Annotated in this window: 18 protein-coding genes; 17 read left to right on the top strand and 1 reads right to left on the bottom strand. The window is 59.0% G+C overall.

Features of this window, described 5'->3' with window-relative positions; all coding sequences use genetic code 11:
• Positions 1 to 41: 41 nt before the first annotated feature.
• Positions 42 to 374, top strand: a complete 333-nt coding sequence (locus CAF74_RS18935; RefSeq protein WP_085747314.1) for a phage holin, lambda family — start codon at positions 42 to 44, stop codon at positions 372 to 374.
• Between the two features lie 52 nt (positions 375 to 426).
• Positions 427 to 615 carry a hypothetical protein gene (locus CAF74_RS18930; RefSeq protein ID WP_085747313.1) on the top strand — a complete coding sequence of 63 codons (189 nt, stop codon included), beginning with the start codon at positions 427 to 429 and terminating at the stop codon, positions 613 to 615.
• Here the strand turns inward: CAF74_RS18930 and CAF74_RS18925 are convergent.
• Positions 612 to 1,184 carry a hypothetical protein gene (locus tag CAF74_RS18925; protein WP_085747312.1) on the bottom strand — a complete coding sequence of 191 codons (573 nt, stop codon included), beginning with the start codon at positions 1,182 to 1,184 and terminating at the stop codon, positions 612 to 614. The two genes, CAF74_RS18930 and CAF74_RS18925, sit on opposite strands and share 4 nt — an antisense overlap.
• A 74-nt stretch (positions 1,185 to 1,258) precedes the next feature.
• Here CAF74_RS18925 and CAF74_RS18920 point away from each other — a divergent pair, with 74 nt between their 5' ends.
• The 15 genes from CAF74_RS18920 to CAF74_RS18855 all read left to right on the top strand — a co-directional run bounded on the left by CAF74_RS18920 (position 1,259) and on the right by CAF74_RS18855 (position 12,430).
• Positions 1,259 to 1,882, top strand: a complete 624-nt coding sequence (locus CAF74_RS18920; protein WP_085747311.1) for a putative metallopeptidase — start codon at positions 1,259 to 1,261, stop codon at positions 1,880 to 1,882.
• A 31-nt stretch (positions 1,883 to 1,913) separates the two neighbouring features.
• Positions 1,914 to 2,375 (top strand): DUF2280 domain-containing protein, encoded by a 462-nt coding sequence (locus tag CAF74_RS18915; RefSeq protein ID WP_039772281.1) that lies wholly within the window; start codon positions 1,914 to 1,916, stop codon positions 2,373 to 2,375.
• Positions 2,362 to 3,663: a terminase large subunit domain-containing protein gene (locus CAF74_RS18910; protein ID WP_076567262.1), complete on the top strand. Its 1,302-nt coding sequence runs from the start codon at positions 2,362 to 2,364 to the stop codon at positions 3,661 to 3,663. The genes CAF74_RS18915 and CAF74_RS18910 overlap by 14 nt, the downstream gene beginning before the upstream one ends.
• Positions 3,660 to 5,120, top strand: coding sequence for a DUF4055 domain-containing protein (locus CAF74_RS18905; protein ID WP_085747310.1), 1,461 nt, complete (start codon positions 3,660 to 3,662; stop codon positions 5,118 to 5,120). Before CAF74_RS18910 ends, CAF74_RS18905 begins: the two co-directional genes overlap by 4 nt.
• Positions 5,095 to 6,180 (top strand): minor capsid protein, encoded by a 1,086-nt coding sequence (locus CAF74_RS18900; RefSeq protein WP_085747309.1) that lies wholly within the window; start codon positions 5,095 to 5,097, stop codon positions 6,178 to 6,180. Before CAF74_RS18905 ends, CAF74_RS18900 begins: the two co-directional genes overlap by 26 nt.
• A 559-nt stretch (positions 6,181 to 6,739) precedes the next feature.
• Positions 6,740 to 7,447 carry a hypothetical protein gene (locus CAF74_RS18895; RefSeq protein WP_085747308.1) on the top strand — a complete coding sequence of 236 codons (708 nt, stop codon included), beginning with the start codon at positions 6,740 to 6,742 and terminating at the stop codon, positions 7,445 to 7,447.
• A 10-nt stretch (positions 7,448 to 7,457) separates the two neighbouring features.
• Positions 7,458 to 8,426, top strand: a complete 969-nt coding sequence (locus CAF74_RS18890; protein WP_085747307.1) for a major capsid protein — start codon at positions 7,458 to 7,460, stop codon at positions 8,424 to 8,426.
• 51 nt (positions 8,427 to 8,477) lie between these two features.
• The gene (locus CAF74_RS18885) at positions 8,478 to 9,050 is read left to right on the top strand and encodes a hypothetical protein (protein ID WP_085747306.1); all 573 of its coding nucleotides are present in this window, start codon (positions 8,478 to 8,480) and stop codon (positions 9,048 to 9,050) included.
• 54 nt (positions 9,051 to 9,104) lie between these two features.
• Positions 9,105 to 9,608: a DnaT-like ssDNA-binding protein gene (locus CAF74_RS18880; protein ID WP_085747305.1), complete on the top strand. Its 504-nt coding sequence runs from the start codon at positions 9,105 to 9,107 to the stop codon at positions 9,606 to 9,608.
• 37 nt (positions 9,609 to 9,645) lie between these two features.
• Positions 9,646 to 9,819 (top strand): hypothetical protein, encoded by a 174-nt coding sequence (locus CAF74_RS29275; protein WP_176240492.1) that lies wholly within the window; start codon positions 9,646 to 9,648, stop codon positions 9,817 to 9,819.
• A gap of 62 nt (positions 9,820 to 9,881) precedes the next feature.
• The gene (locus tag CAF74_RS18875; RefSeq protein ID WP_085747304.1) at positions 9,882 to 10,250 is read left to right on the top strand and encodes a hypothetical protein; all 369 of its coding nucleotides are present in this window, start codon (positions 9,882 to 9,884) and stop codon (positions 10,248 to 10,250) included.
• Positions 10,247 to 10,900, top strand: a complete 654-nt coding sequence (locus CAF74_RS18870; RefSeq protein ID WP_085747303.1) for a hypothetical protein — start codon at positions 10,247 to 10,249, stop codon at positions 10,898 to 10,900. Before CAF74_RS18875 ends, CAF74_RS18870 begins: the two co-directional genes overlap by 4 nt.
• Positions 10,897 to 11,313 carry a phage tail terminator-like protein gene (locus CAF74_RS18865; protein WP_085747302.1) on the top strand — a complete coding sequence of 139 codons (417 nt, stop codon included), beginning with the start codon at positions 10,897 to 10,899 and terminating at the stop codon, positions 11,311 to 11,313. Before CAF74_RS18870 ends, CAF74_RS18865 begins: the two co-directional genes overlap by 4 nt.
• Positions 11,314 to 11,383: 70 nt before the next feature.
• On the top strand, positions 11,384 to 12,040 hold the full coding sequence (locus CAF74_RS18860; protein ID WP_085747301.1) for a phage tail protein: 657 nt from the start codon (positions 11,384 to 11,386) through the stop codon (positions 12,038 to 12,040).
• 9 nt (positions 12,041 to 12,049) lie between these two features.
• Positions 12,050 to 12,430 carry a phage tail assembly chaperone gene (locus tag CAF74_RS18855; protein WP_085747300.1) on the top strand — a complete coding sequence of 127 codons (381 nt, stop codon included), beginning with the start codon at positions 12,050 to 12,052 and terminating at the stop codon, positions 12,428 to 12,430.
• Positions 12,431 to 12,440 lie beyond the last annotated feature (10 nt).

The following is a 12,440-nucleotide window of genomic DNA, read 5'->3' as shown; positions in this document are numbered from 1 at the left end:
GGCCTGCCAAATTTCCATCTCCCTGACGGGGAGGAACCGAGATGCCAAACATGCCAGACAAACCAGACACATGGGCAATAGCGCTTGCGTGGTTGAGCCAGCATTCGCCGATCCTCTATGCGGCTGCGCTGTCTTGTGCCATGGCTGTATTGCGGATCACTTACGGGGGCGGCACACGTCGCCAGATGCTAGTGGAAGGCGCCATCTGCGGCGGCCTGACACTGACCATCATCAGTGGCTTGGACTTCTTCGGCTTACCTCAGAGCATGGCTACGTTCGCTGGCGGCTGGGTTGGCTTTCTAGGAGTGGAGAAGATCCGCAACATCGCTGACCGGGTGACTGACTTCAAGTTGCCGAGTCGGAAGGCCGAGTAGGTTGCGACACGTTTCGCGAATCAGCAAATTGTGTCGCGACACCGGAGCAAGCATGACCAACGTAACCCGACTTCGCCACGCGCTGCCGCTGAGCCAGGAAATCAACAAAGCGCTCACCGATCTGGATAGCGCGATCGCCAAGGCCATCGACACCGCCAAGGCTGCCGGACTGCCTCAGGGCCTGATCGTCGCTGAGTTGCACGGGCATGCCCACGCACAGACTCAGCTCATGGTCAGTTAAATATTGACCTTCGCCAACAATACGCATCGACAGTAGTCGCACGTGCAGTTCTCTTTGATCAACTGAACGAAGTCGACTTCGACCGAGAGCAGCTTGCCATTCATCGAGGTACACCAGTCGCAGTCGCGGTTATCACCGCATGACAAGGGTGAGTACTGTTTGATGCCCAGGCTTTTCATCCGGGCCACTTCTCTGCGCCGGTTGTGATCGAAGGTTGCTTTGAGATAAAGCGACTCCAGTACTTTCTTCGGCCCGAGCTCGAGTCCAGCCGGGGTGAGCACTTCGTATAGCTCTCGAGTAATTTTTAGCCGAGTGTTGATGCCCAGCGAGCGTTTTTCTTCGAGCGATAGAAGTTTTCCATCTTTCAGTTTTACTTCGTTTAGGAAGTCTCTGAGTACAGCCTCACGGCCTGACTCTTTAACGAATGGAGAGTTGGAGATCTCTGTTTTGTAGTACGTCACGATTTCCGGTTGGGACATCTGCACAGCTGTCGACATCTCTGGTTCTGAGCTGACCGGGGTGGGCTGGGCGGCGGTCTTAAACAGCTTAGAAAAGATCGTCTTGAACATTTTCATGGGCTCCGCCCGTTGGTTGAATTCACCAATACCGGCAACGCGCCACTATTTCAAGCTGGAGGTGACCTGTGGACAGGCCATACCCGCCAGCGTCATTGTTTGAGCTGTCAGAGCTATCCGACTTTGGTATCCGCCTGACCCCGGCGCCCGAGGTATGGGAGTGGCTCCAGGCCGAGATCCTTGCCGACACCGGCAGCATCCACAACGAAGATCACGCCCATCTGATCGATGCGGACATTCGTGTGATGTGGGCGTCTGCCGCCTTCACGAAGAAGGGGAGGGCGGTGGTGGGGCAGGCCGAACAGGTCGCGTTCCGCACCGGCGGTTGGCAGAAAGCCCGGATGGAACAACAGATGCGAGATTGGTTCGGCGATGTGCCGGCATACATCATCACCTTGGCTGCCGACTACTGTGCCCAGTGTTCCGATGCGGACTACTGCGCGCTGGTTGAGCATGAGCTGTACCACATCGCCCAGGCGACTGATAAGTACGGTCAGCCAGCGTTCACCCAAGACGGCTTGCCCAAGCTCGAGATGCGCGGACACGACGTTGAAGAGTTCGTCGGTGTTGTCCGCCGCTACGGTGCGAACCCGGCAGTTCAAGAGCTGGTGGACGCTGCAAACAATCCTGCTGAGGTAGGGAAAATGAACATTTCGAGGGCCTGCGGAACCTGTCTGCTCAAGTCGGCCTGATTCTGGACAGGCTCTGGACGGATGAAAATCTATGGCAGCCCTTCAAAACGACGTGAAGGCCTTTATCGTTCAGGCCTTGGCGTGCTTCGACACGCCTTCGCAGGTTGTTGAAGCCGTCCAAAAGGAATACGGGATATCGGTGACTCGCCAGCAGGTGGAGACACACGATCCCACAAAGACATCAGGGAAAGGCCTGGCAAAACGCTGGGTGACGATGTTTGAAGATGCCCGCAAGCGCTTCCGCGAAGAAACCGCCGAGATCCCGATCGCCAACCGAGCATACCGCCTCCGGGCCATGAACCGGTTTGTCGAGCGGGCCGAATCGATGAAGAACATCGGCCTGGCCATGCAGATTCTGGAGCAGGCCGCGAAGGAAGTCGGAGACGTCTACGTCAATCGCCACCGGAAGGATGAGCCAGACGATGAGCCAGCAATCCCGACGCGCATTCAGGTCGACGTAGTGGATGCGAGGAAGCCGAATGCCGAGCCTTAACGTTCCGCAGTCGCAGTTCCTCCTGTTACCCCACAAGTTTCGCGCATTCGTTGCTGGGTTCGGCTCCGGAAAGACCTGGGTCGGATGCTCAGCACTGAGCAAGCATTTCATGGAGTGGCCCGGCGTCAACGCTGGCTACTTCGCGCCGACTTACCCGCAGATCCGCGACATCTTCTATCCCACGATGGAGGAGGTGGCCTACGACTGGGGGTTGAAGACAAAAATCAACCAGGCGAACCATGAGGTTCACATCTACAGCGGCCGGCAGTATCGCGGCACTGTGATTTGCCGGTCGATGGAAAAGCCGCAGACCATCGTCGGCTTCAAGATCGGTCACGCGCTGGTCGACGAGCTGGACGTGCTGACGTCGATCAAGGCGCAGCAGGCTTGGCGCAAGATCATTGCCCGGATGCGTTACAACATCCCCGGGCTGAAGAACGGCGTGGACGTGACCACGACGCCGGAAGGCTTCAAGTTCGTCTTTCTGCAGTTCGTGAAGCAGCTACGCGACAAACCGGCGCTGAAGGAAATGTATGGCCTGATCCAGGCCAGCACCTTCGACAACGAGCTGAACCTCCCGGACGACTACATCGCCTCGCTGATGGAGTCGTATCCCGAGCAGCTGATCCGCGCGTACCTGAATGGCCAGTTCGTCAACCTGACGTCCGGGTCGATCTACCACGCCTACGACCGCAAGCTGAATCAGTGCTTCGACACTGTGCAGCCCGGTGAGCCTTTGTTCATCGGTATGGACTTCAACGTCGGCAAGATGGCGGCGATCACCCACGTCAAACGCGATCAGGGCCTGCCGCGCGCCGTGGATGAGCTGATGGATGGCTACGACACGCCGGACATGATCCGCCGCATCAAGGAACGCTACTGGGAACACACCGGCAACGACTTCCGGAAAACCTGCGAGATCCGGATCTACCCGGACGCTTCCGGCGACTCGCGCAAGTCGGTCAACGCCAGCCTTACCGATATCGCGATGCTCAAGCAGGCAGGCTTCACGGTCATCGCGCCGGCGGCCAACCCGCCGGTGAAGGACCGGATCAACGCTATGAACGCGATGTTCTGCAACGCGCAGGGGGAGCGGCGCTACCTGGTCAACCCGTTCACTTGCCCGACATACGCCGACGGCCTGGAGCAGCAGATCTGGGCGCCCAACGGCGAGCCCGACAAGAGCCAAGGCAACGACCACGCCAACGACGGCGGCGGTTACTTCATTCACCGCGAGTACCCGATCGTTAAACCGGTCACCTCAATGAAAATGGGAGTCGCCCGATGACGGACGTCACTTTTACCCGTCCCGAGTACACGGCGGCGCAGTACCGCTGGCGCTTGGTGCGCGACGTCTGCAAGGGATCGGAAACCATCAAGGCTGCCGGCGATCGGTATCTGCCAAGGCCCAATGCGGCTGACACCAGTGAGGACAACAAGCAGCGCTATGAGGCGTACAAGAAGCGAGCGGTGTTCTACAACGCCACCGGCAGAACGAAGCACAGTCTCGTCGGCGCAGTGTTCCGCACCTGGCCAACGCTGACCGTTCCCGGCGCGCTCGATTACGTGGCCAAGGACGTCGACGGTCAGGGTGTGAGCGTTTACCAACAATCCCAATCGGTGATTGGTCATCTGCTCGAGGTGGGCCGCCATGGACTGCTGGTGGATTACGCATCAGTCGAGGCTGGAACGGTCAGCAAGGCCGACGAGCTTTCCGGACGCGCCCGGGCAAACATCGCTAGCTACACCGCAGAGTCGATCATCAACTGGAAGACTCGTCAGGTCGGCGGCCAGCACCTGCTGAGCCTTGTCGTGCTGCGCGAGACGGTGGATGTTGATACGGATGATGGCTTCGGCAGTGAGCAGGTCATTCAATACCGCGTGCTGCGCCTGGATCTTGCTGGGCAGTACACGCAGGAGGTTTGGGAGGAGGGATCGGGCAAGACTTCTCAGATAGTCGCGCCATTCACTCCGCTGAATGGTATTGGTCGGCCATGGCAAGTGATCCCGTTCCAGTTTGTTGGCAGCGAGAACAACGACACTACCATCGACGATGCCCCGCTGTACGACATGGCCGAAGTGAACATCGGCCATTACCGGAACAGCGCGGACTACGAGGAAGCTGCCTATTTGGTGGGCCAGCCTCAGCCTTGGATGGCTGGTCTCGATGAGCAGTGGCGCGATCACATGGAGAAGAACGGGATATTCCTCGGCTCCCGTGCACCCTGGCTGCTTCCGGTAAACGGTACCTGCGGAGTTTGGCAGGCTCAGCCGAACACCGTGGCCAAGGAGGCTATGGAGTCCAAGAAACAGGACATGGTTTCGCTCGGCGCCCGACTGATTGAGCGTGGTAGCGCCGTGAAGACCGCCACCCAGGCCGACAACGACAGCGCCGCCGAACACAGCGTCCTGTCGCTGGTGGTCAGCAACGTCAGCGAGGCCTACAGCCAGTGCCTGGCGTGGATGGCCGAGTTCGTGAATGCCACCGGCGAGGTGGTCTACAAGCTCAATCAAGACTTCAGCCAAATCACCCTTGATCCTACGGTTCTGGTTGCTCTATTCAACGCGGTGCAGGGCGGCAAGCTGCCGGAGGGTGACTTCTGGCAGTACCTGCGCGATCGCGGCGTGATCAACCCGGAGAAGACGGACGACGAAATCCGGGATGAGCTGGAGGCGCAAGGAACCGGTCCCGACCTGGATGATGACGAGGTAATCCTGAATGGCGGCAAACCAAGCAATCTTTGATGCCACGATCCGGCACGCCGTCTTCCTTGAGCAATTGAAGTCGGGGGAGGTGGCGAAGTTCGCTCCGTTTCTCAAGGAGATCGACCGCTCGATCCGTGAGCGGCTGACCCGGGCCGACCTGACGGATTACACCGTGGCGAGGCTGGAGCGGCTGCTGAGTGAAGTCGACAGCCTCCTGCTGGGCATCTTCGACCGGTACAGCGAGAAGCTGAACCTCGATTTGGTGGATATCGCCAACTACGAGGCCGAGTTTGAGGCGACCAGCCTGACACGGGCGGCGCCGGTTGGCGTTTCGTTCGACGCGGCGTTGCCTGGCGCGGCGGCAATCAGGGCGGCAATTCTCACCAATCCGCTCAGCGTGCGCGGCGCGGACGGCGGCAAACTGCTCAAGTCGTTCATTGATGGCTTCACCACCACCGAGCGACAACGCCTCACTGGCGCGATCCGGCAGGGCTTCTTCGAAGGTCAAACCAACTTCCAGATCATCAAGAACATTCGCGGCACCAAGGCGCTGAAGTACAACGACGGCATCCTGGCCACGACCAACCGCAACGCCGGTTCGATTGTGCGGACTGCGGTGCAACACGTCGCCACCCAGGCGCGCATGGAGACACTGAAAGCGAACTCCGATGTCGTGCCGTCGGTGGAGTGGGTCAGCACGCTGGATTCGAAGACTACCAGCCAGTGCCGGACGCTCGACAAACGCCGCTTCAAGCTGACCGAAGGACCAAGGCCGCCGATCCATATCAACTGCCGTTCGACCGTGGTGGCGGTTACCCGCTTCAGCGCACTGTTTGCCGAGGGAGCCACGCGGGCATCTGTTGGCGATAACGGCGCGCAGCAGGTGAGGGCAGAACTCAGCTACTACGACTGGCTCAAGCAGCAGCCAGCGGCGTTTCAGAACAGGGCAATCGGACCGGTTCGGGCGAAGCTGTTCCGAGATGGCGGGCTTAGCGTTGAGCGTTTCGCAGATCTGCAACTTGATCGCAAGTTTGCGCCGCTCACCCTTGTGCAAATGCGGTCGCTTGAACCGCTCGCTTTTGAGCTGGCAGACATTTAGTCAAAACTCGGATAATAATGGCATTTTCCCCTAAAGGATTCATATGCTCGGTCAAATGCCACAAGGAAGTAATAAGGCAGAGCTCGAAATTGCCATCAAAAACTATCTACTTCGCCACGAACATGCGTCTTTTCGGCGAGAGCGTGAACGCAGGTTGTATTCTGAGTTGGTTCGGGCAAGGAGAGAGGGATTTTTAGTCGATGGCAGCCTTTTTCGCCTGATTAGAGAGGTCGAGTCGTACCACTCGCTGCGAGCTGCGTTACTACATTGGCCAGCTAGTCAGATACTTGACTGGGCGCTGGTCAATCTCGCAAACCCTTCAATCGTATCGAGACTTCGATATTTTGAAGCAAGCACAGATATGTGGGTAACGTTTAAGGTGGCTCCAGTCACTGCAATATCCGACCATGTTGATCAGCACATGTTCGGTGCTCCACCGAGCCCCCAACTTATCGATACCTTAAGAATGTATTTCATCTGAAAATTACACCAACCCGCTTCGGCGGGTTTTTTTATGCCCGCAGGCAGGGCCTGCACCTACGTCTCTGGGAGACACCCAATGCTGAAATTCCAACTGGATACCCTGGAAGGGGTAGATGAAGCCGTGCGCGCTCTTTACACCGAGAAGGACGGCAAGTTCGTACTCGGCATTGAAGGTCTGCCGCAGCAAGAAGATGTATCCGGCCTGAAGGCCAAGGTTGATGAGCTGCTCGGCGAGAAGAAACTGGCCGAGAAGAAAGCGCGCGAAGCTGAAGAAGCCGCACGCCTTGAGCGTGAAGAAGCCGCTCGCAAGTCCGGCAACGTCGAAGAGCTCGAACGTTCCTGGACTGAGAAATTCACCCGCCGTGAAGCTGAGCTGACCGGCACGCTGGAACAGGAGCGCGCAACGCTGAGCGGGCAGATCCGGGATCTGACTGTCGGCCGTACCGCTACTGACATCGCGTCTGCCTTGGCTGTTCAAGGTAGCGCCAAAGCCCTGTTGCCGCACATCGAACGCCGTCTGAGCGTCGAACAGCGCGACGGGAAGCCTGTTGTGGTCGTACTCGACGCACAGGGCAAGCTCTCGGCGGCAACGCTGGACGAGCTAAAAGCAGAAATCGCGAATGACGCGGCGTTTGCGCCATTGATCGCGGGTAGTAAGGCATCGGGCGGCGGGGCCGGCGGTGCAGGTGGTGGGGGCGGGGCCCCGAAAGGAAATATCGGCGGCACTAAAACGGAACGCACTGCGGCAATTGCCGACAAGTTCCCAGATCTCCCTCAATCGTAAGGATTAGCTCATGTCCCTGTCTCAAATGCAGGTCTTCAACCAGTACATCATGCCGGCGACTCTCGAAACGCTGGATCAGATGACTGCTGCGTTCAACGCTGCCAGCAATGGCGCGATCATCATCTCGGCGGAAGGCTTCACCGGCGACTTCCTTCAAGAGTCGTTCTTCCAGACCCTGGCCGCTGCCCAGCGCCGCGTTGATCGCTACGCCGCCAACGGTGCCGCCCCGATCACCGACCTGACCGAGCTGAAAAACTCGTCGGTCAAAATCGCCGGCGGCTTCGGCCCGATCCGTTACGAGCCAGCCCAGATGAGCTGGCTGCAGCGCCCTACTGTTCAAGGCATCGAGGTTGCCTCCCGCGCCTTCGCCGAAATCCTGCTTAAGGACGAGTTGAACACCGCAATCGCTGCTCTGGTGGGTGCGATTACCGCTCAGCCGACTGCGGTGAACGATGTGTCCGCCACCGCTGGTATCACCCAGTCCGGCCTGAACAACGCACATGCGAAGTTCGGCGATGCGAGCCAATCTCTGGTTGCTCAAGTCATGCAGGGCACCACCTGGCACAAGCTGGTCGGTCAGGCCATTGCCAACTCGACCAACCTGTTCGTCGCCGGCAACGTCCGTGTCGTCGATATCCTGGGCAAAGTCACCGTGGTCACTGACGCGCCGGCGCTGATGCAGGCAGGCACCCCGAACAAGGAAATCATCCTGTCTCTGGTGTCCGGCGCTGCGCTGGTGCACGACAACCGCGATCAGGTATCGAACGTCGATACCTCCAACGGCAAAGAGCGTATCGAGACCACCATTCAGGTCGACTATTCCTTTGGCCTGGGTCTGAAGGGTTACACCTGGGATCAAACCAACGGTGGCAAGTCGCCAACCGATGCTGAGATCGCAACCGGCACCAACTGGGACAAAACCGCTACCAGCATCAAGCACACCGCTGGTGTTGCTCTGATCGGTGACGCCTCCAAGTAACCACGCGATGTCCAAGCCGGGACGTGTGCCCGGCTTGGCGGAGATGCAATCATGAACAACAAAATTTGGTATCTACCCGGTCCGTTCCACCAGTACCTGGAGGACGTGAAGGCGCTGGCGAAGGAGCGCGGTCTCCGAATCATCGACGCGAACGTCACCGAAAGCCGCGAAGGTGAGGCACACGATGTGCCGGAAGTGACGTTGCGACAGACCGACTCGGCGCCGGTGCTGCCAAGCGCTGGCCAAGGTAGTGGCGAACTGCATGAGGTGGTCGGCAAACTGAACGCTGAGCGCGACGGCCTGCTGCGACTGATCGACGCCGCCGAGGGGCAATCGGAATTAGAACACCCGGGCGCGGGTGAACTGACGATCCGTCTGTTTCACGCGCTGAAGTCCATCCATGAAGGCTTTGAAACGCTGACGGGTGAGCGCGACAACTTAGCTGAAGAGGTTGCATCGTTGCGCACCGAAGTCGAACGCCTTAAGGCAGCAGCGGAACCGGTAGACAACGCCGAGAAGATCGCAAGCCTCAAAGCGCAACTTGACGCAGCCAATGTACCGTACCGGGCGAATGCTTCGGTTGAATCGCTGGAAAAGGCGGTTTCGGAACTGCCGAAGGCGTAACAATCTGGGTGCCCATTCAATGGCGCCCGATTCAAACAACACAGCGAGCTATTCATGACTCTCATCATCGAGGACGGCACCGGCAAGCCTGACGCCGAAAGCTACGCATCCGCCGAAGACCTGGCTATGTACGCTGTGAAGTTCGGCGTGGTCATCCCGGCGGAAGTGCCAGCACAGGAAGCGCTGCTGCGCCGGGCCGCTCTGGCGATGGATGGCATGACGTGGAAAGGGCGGAAGACCAGCAGCGAACAGGCCCTGTCTTGGCCGCGCCGGGGCGTTGAACTGGATCGCGAGATCAAGCCAGATAACTACCTGCCGGCGCGGATCCAGTACGGCCAGATGGCGCTGGCGGCCGAGATCCACACTGATGACGTCGACCCGATCGAGAAGCGCAAAGGCGCGATAACGCTGGAACGAGTCGAAGGCGCGGTGACGCGCGAGTTCGCCACTATTCCGAACACCAGCGGACGACTATTGCCGGCGGCGCCTGACCGGCCGAGCGCAACGCAGTTTGCTGACTACCTGCAAAAGCGGGGGTTGTTTGCTGTTCGTGCATGATGTCAAATGGCCCCTCACATCAGAAATGGAGTTCCACATGAGTAGTGAGTTCAAGAGCCACCGGGATGTTTGGGCACAGTTTGCGACCGCAGCGCTTAGCGGCTACATCGCCTCCGGCAAATGGGATGAGAAAGCTCATCAGAAAGCTGCAGCTGCTGCCGATGAAATGCTCAAAGAGTATGATCGTCGCGTAAAACAAGCGGGCGGTTAATTTTTCCTCGCAGCGACATAAGCCCAGCCATCGTGCTGGGCTTTTTCACATCTGGAGCCACCATGGCCTTCTATGACGAAATGGCCGTGATGGCTCTGGAGATGATCACAGAGTTCGGCCAGCCGGTAACCATCCGCGCAACGGCTGTCGGTGAGTACGACCCGGAAACCGGTTCGGCACCGCCCGACAGCACCAAAGAGCAGACAGTCCAAGGCATTCTGCTCGACTTCACCGGTCAGGAATTTCAGAACAACAGCCTGATCAAGCAGGGCGACAAGAAGCTGAAGATCGCCGCGCAGGGGCTGGAGTGGGTGCCGGATTTGCTGAACATAGTGATCATTCAGGGTCGTACCTGGTCCATCGTGCCGCCGTTGAAAGAGGTGAATCCCGCCGGGACACCAATCCTGTATGAGCTGCAGGTGCGGTCATGAGCAAATACTCAGGTCTGAACGGCAGTTTCGCCGAGAACATCCGCCAGTTCGCTGAGCAGGCCCAGGCGGGGCTCGACGCCACCTTCCGCGAAATCGTGATCGAGATTGGTAGTAGCGTCATCCGGATGTCTCCGGTGGGCAACCCCGATATCTGGGCCGCGAACGTAGTCCATCGCGCTACCAACACCCGTGCCGCTGATCACTACGATTTCAAGGTCGCCGTGCGCAACACCCTCATCAATCTCGACGAGAGCAATTTCACCAAAGCCGGCAAACTGAAGCGCGGCGTGAAGTACGCCAAGCCGCTGACGACGGCAGAGCGCGACCAGAACTTCAACGTGAATGGACTGGTTGCCGGCAAGGATTACGTCGGCGGCCGTTTTCGTGGGAACTGGCAGTTCTCTATCGGGGCACCGGCTGAAGGTGAGCTCGATCAGGTCGATCCGGTCGGCGGTGTAACGCTGGCGAAGCTCAGGCTTCAGGTCGAGCAACTGACCATCGGGCAAACGGCGTACATCGTGAACAACTTGCCATATGCAGTGCCGCTCGAGTACGGCCATTCCAAGCAGGCACCGGGCGGCATGGTGCGGATCACGCTCGCGCGGTTCCAGCAGATCGTCGACGAAGCCATCAGGAACAACCAGGTATGAGCCACAACACCATCGCTTCGATCTACGAGGCCCGCCTGTTCACCTGGGCGAAGGCTTTGCCGATACCGCTCAAGGTTGTGGTCGAGAACGAGACATTCACGCCCGTCGACGGTGCAACCTACCTAAAAGCGTTCACGCTGCCGGGCGATACCACGAGCAACACGCTCGCCGGCGATCACAAGCTCTTCACCGGTGTGTTTCAGGTCAGCATCGTGACACCAGCGGGCAAGTATCGCGGCGCGGCCGGGGCGTTGGCTGACCAGATCGCCGCGCTTTTTCCGCTGTACGAGCGAAACACGAAGAATGCACTGACCGTGGTGACCATGACACCGGTTGACCAAGGGCCAGGTATTCCTGACGACACGACTTACACCGTTCCGGTTTCGTTCGCGTACCGCGCCGACACCAACTAATTCGCCCATTGGGCAAACCCAGAACCCGCCATTGAGCGGGTTTTGTCATTTCTGAAGAGAGGAAAAGCCCATGGCCGGCATTCAAATGCCCAACGGCGCAACGTTCGAAATTGCTTCCGCCTACGGCGCTGCAATCCCATTCACTGCCCTGACCAATGCCAACCCGGCAGTGGCCACCGCAGCGGCGCATGGGCTGGCAGAGGGCGACATCATCGCCGTCAGCTCTGGCTGGACCCGCTTGGACGGCCGCGCCGTGCAAGTCGGCGAGATTGCCAGCGGCACCTTTGCGCTCGATGGCGTCAACACCACGAACATTCAGCAGTATCCGGCCGGCTCGGGCGTCGGTACCGCTCGCGAGGTGACGACCTTCACCGAGATCTCGAAAATCACCGAGCTCGGGTCGAGCGGCGGCGACCAGCAGTTTCTGACGTTCGGCTTCCTGGCTGACGATGATGACCGACAGATGCCGACCACCAAGAACCCGATCACGCTGACCATCACGGTCGCCGACGATCCGTCGCAGCCCTATGTCGATCTTTGCGAGGAGGCTGACGACGACAAGCAGGCCCGCGTTCTACGCCTGAACCTGCCCGGCGGCAGCCGCATCATCTACAACGGTTACGTCTCAATCACTTCGACCCCGACCATGTCGCGCAACAACCTGATGACGCGCGTTATCAGCATCGCGCTGACCGGTCGCCCAACCCGTTACAGCGCCTCGGCGTAAGGAAGGCACATGGCAAAGTTCACACTCGCCCGGAATCCAACCTTCAACCACGTCGTCATGCTGCCAACGGTAGGTGGTGACCCGGTCAGCGTTGAGTTCGAGTTCAAATATCGCGATCGCACCGAACTGGCCGGGCTCTACGCGGAGTGGGGTGAGCGTCACAAGGCGCTCAAGGAGAAAGCGGATGAGGCCGGTATTGAGCAGTTCACGGCTTTGCTGATTGATCTGCAGGTCGAGCAGTTGAAGGCGATTGTCGCCGGCTGGGATATCGCCGAAGAGTTCACCGACGAAAACCTGCGCATCCTGGTCAAATCAATCGCCGCCACGCCGGGCGCGGTGCTGGCCGCTTATTCCGATGCCTTCAGTAACGCCCGCTTGGGAAACTCCTAAGCGTCTCCCG

The sequence above is a fragment of the Pseudomonas sp. R45(2017) genome (assembly GCF_002112305.1).
GTDB classification, from domain to species: domain Bacteria; phylum Pseudomonadota; class Gammaproteobacteria; order Pseudomonadales; family Pseudomonadaceae; genus Aquipseudomonas; species Aquipseudomonas paraglycinae.
Note: the sequence above shows the minus strand (reverse complement) of the source record. Positions and strands in the feature narration are given on the sequence as shown.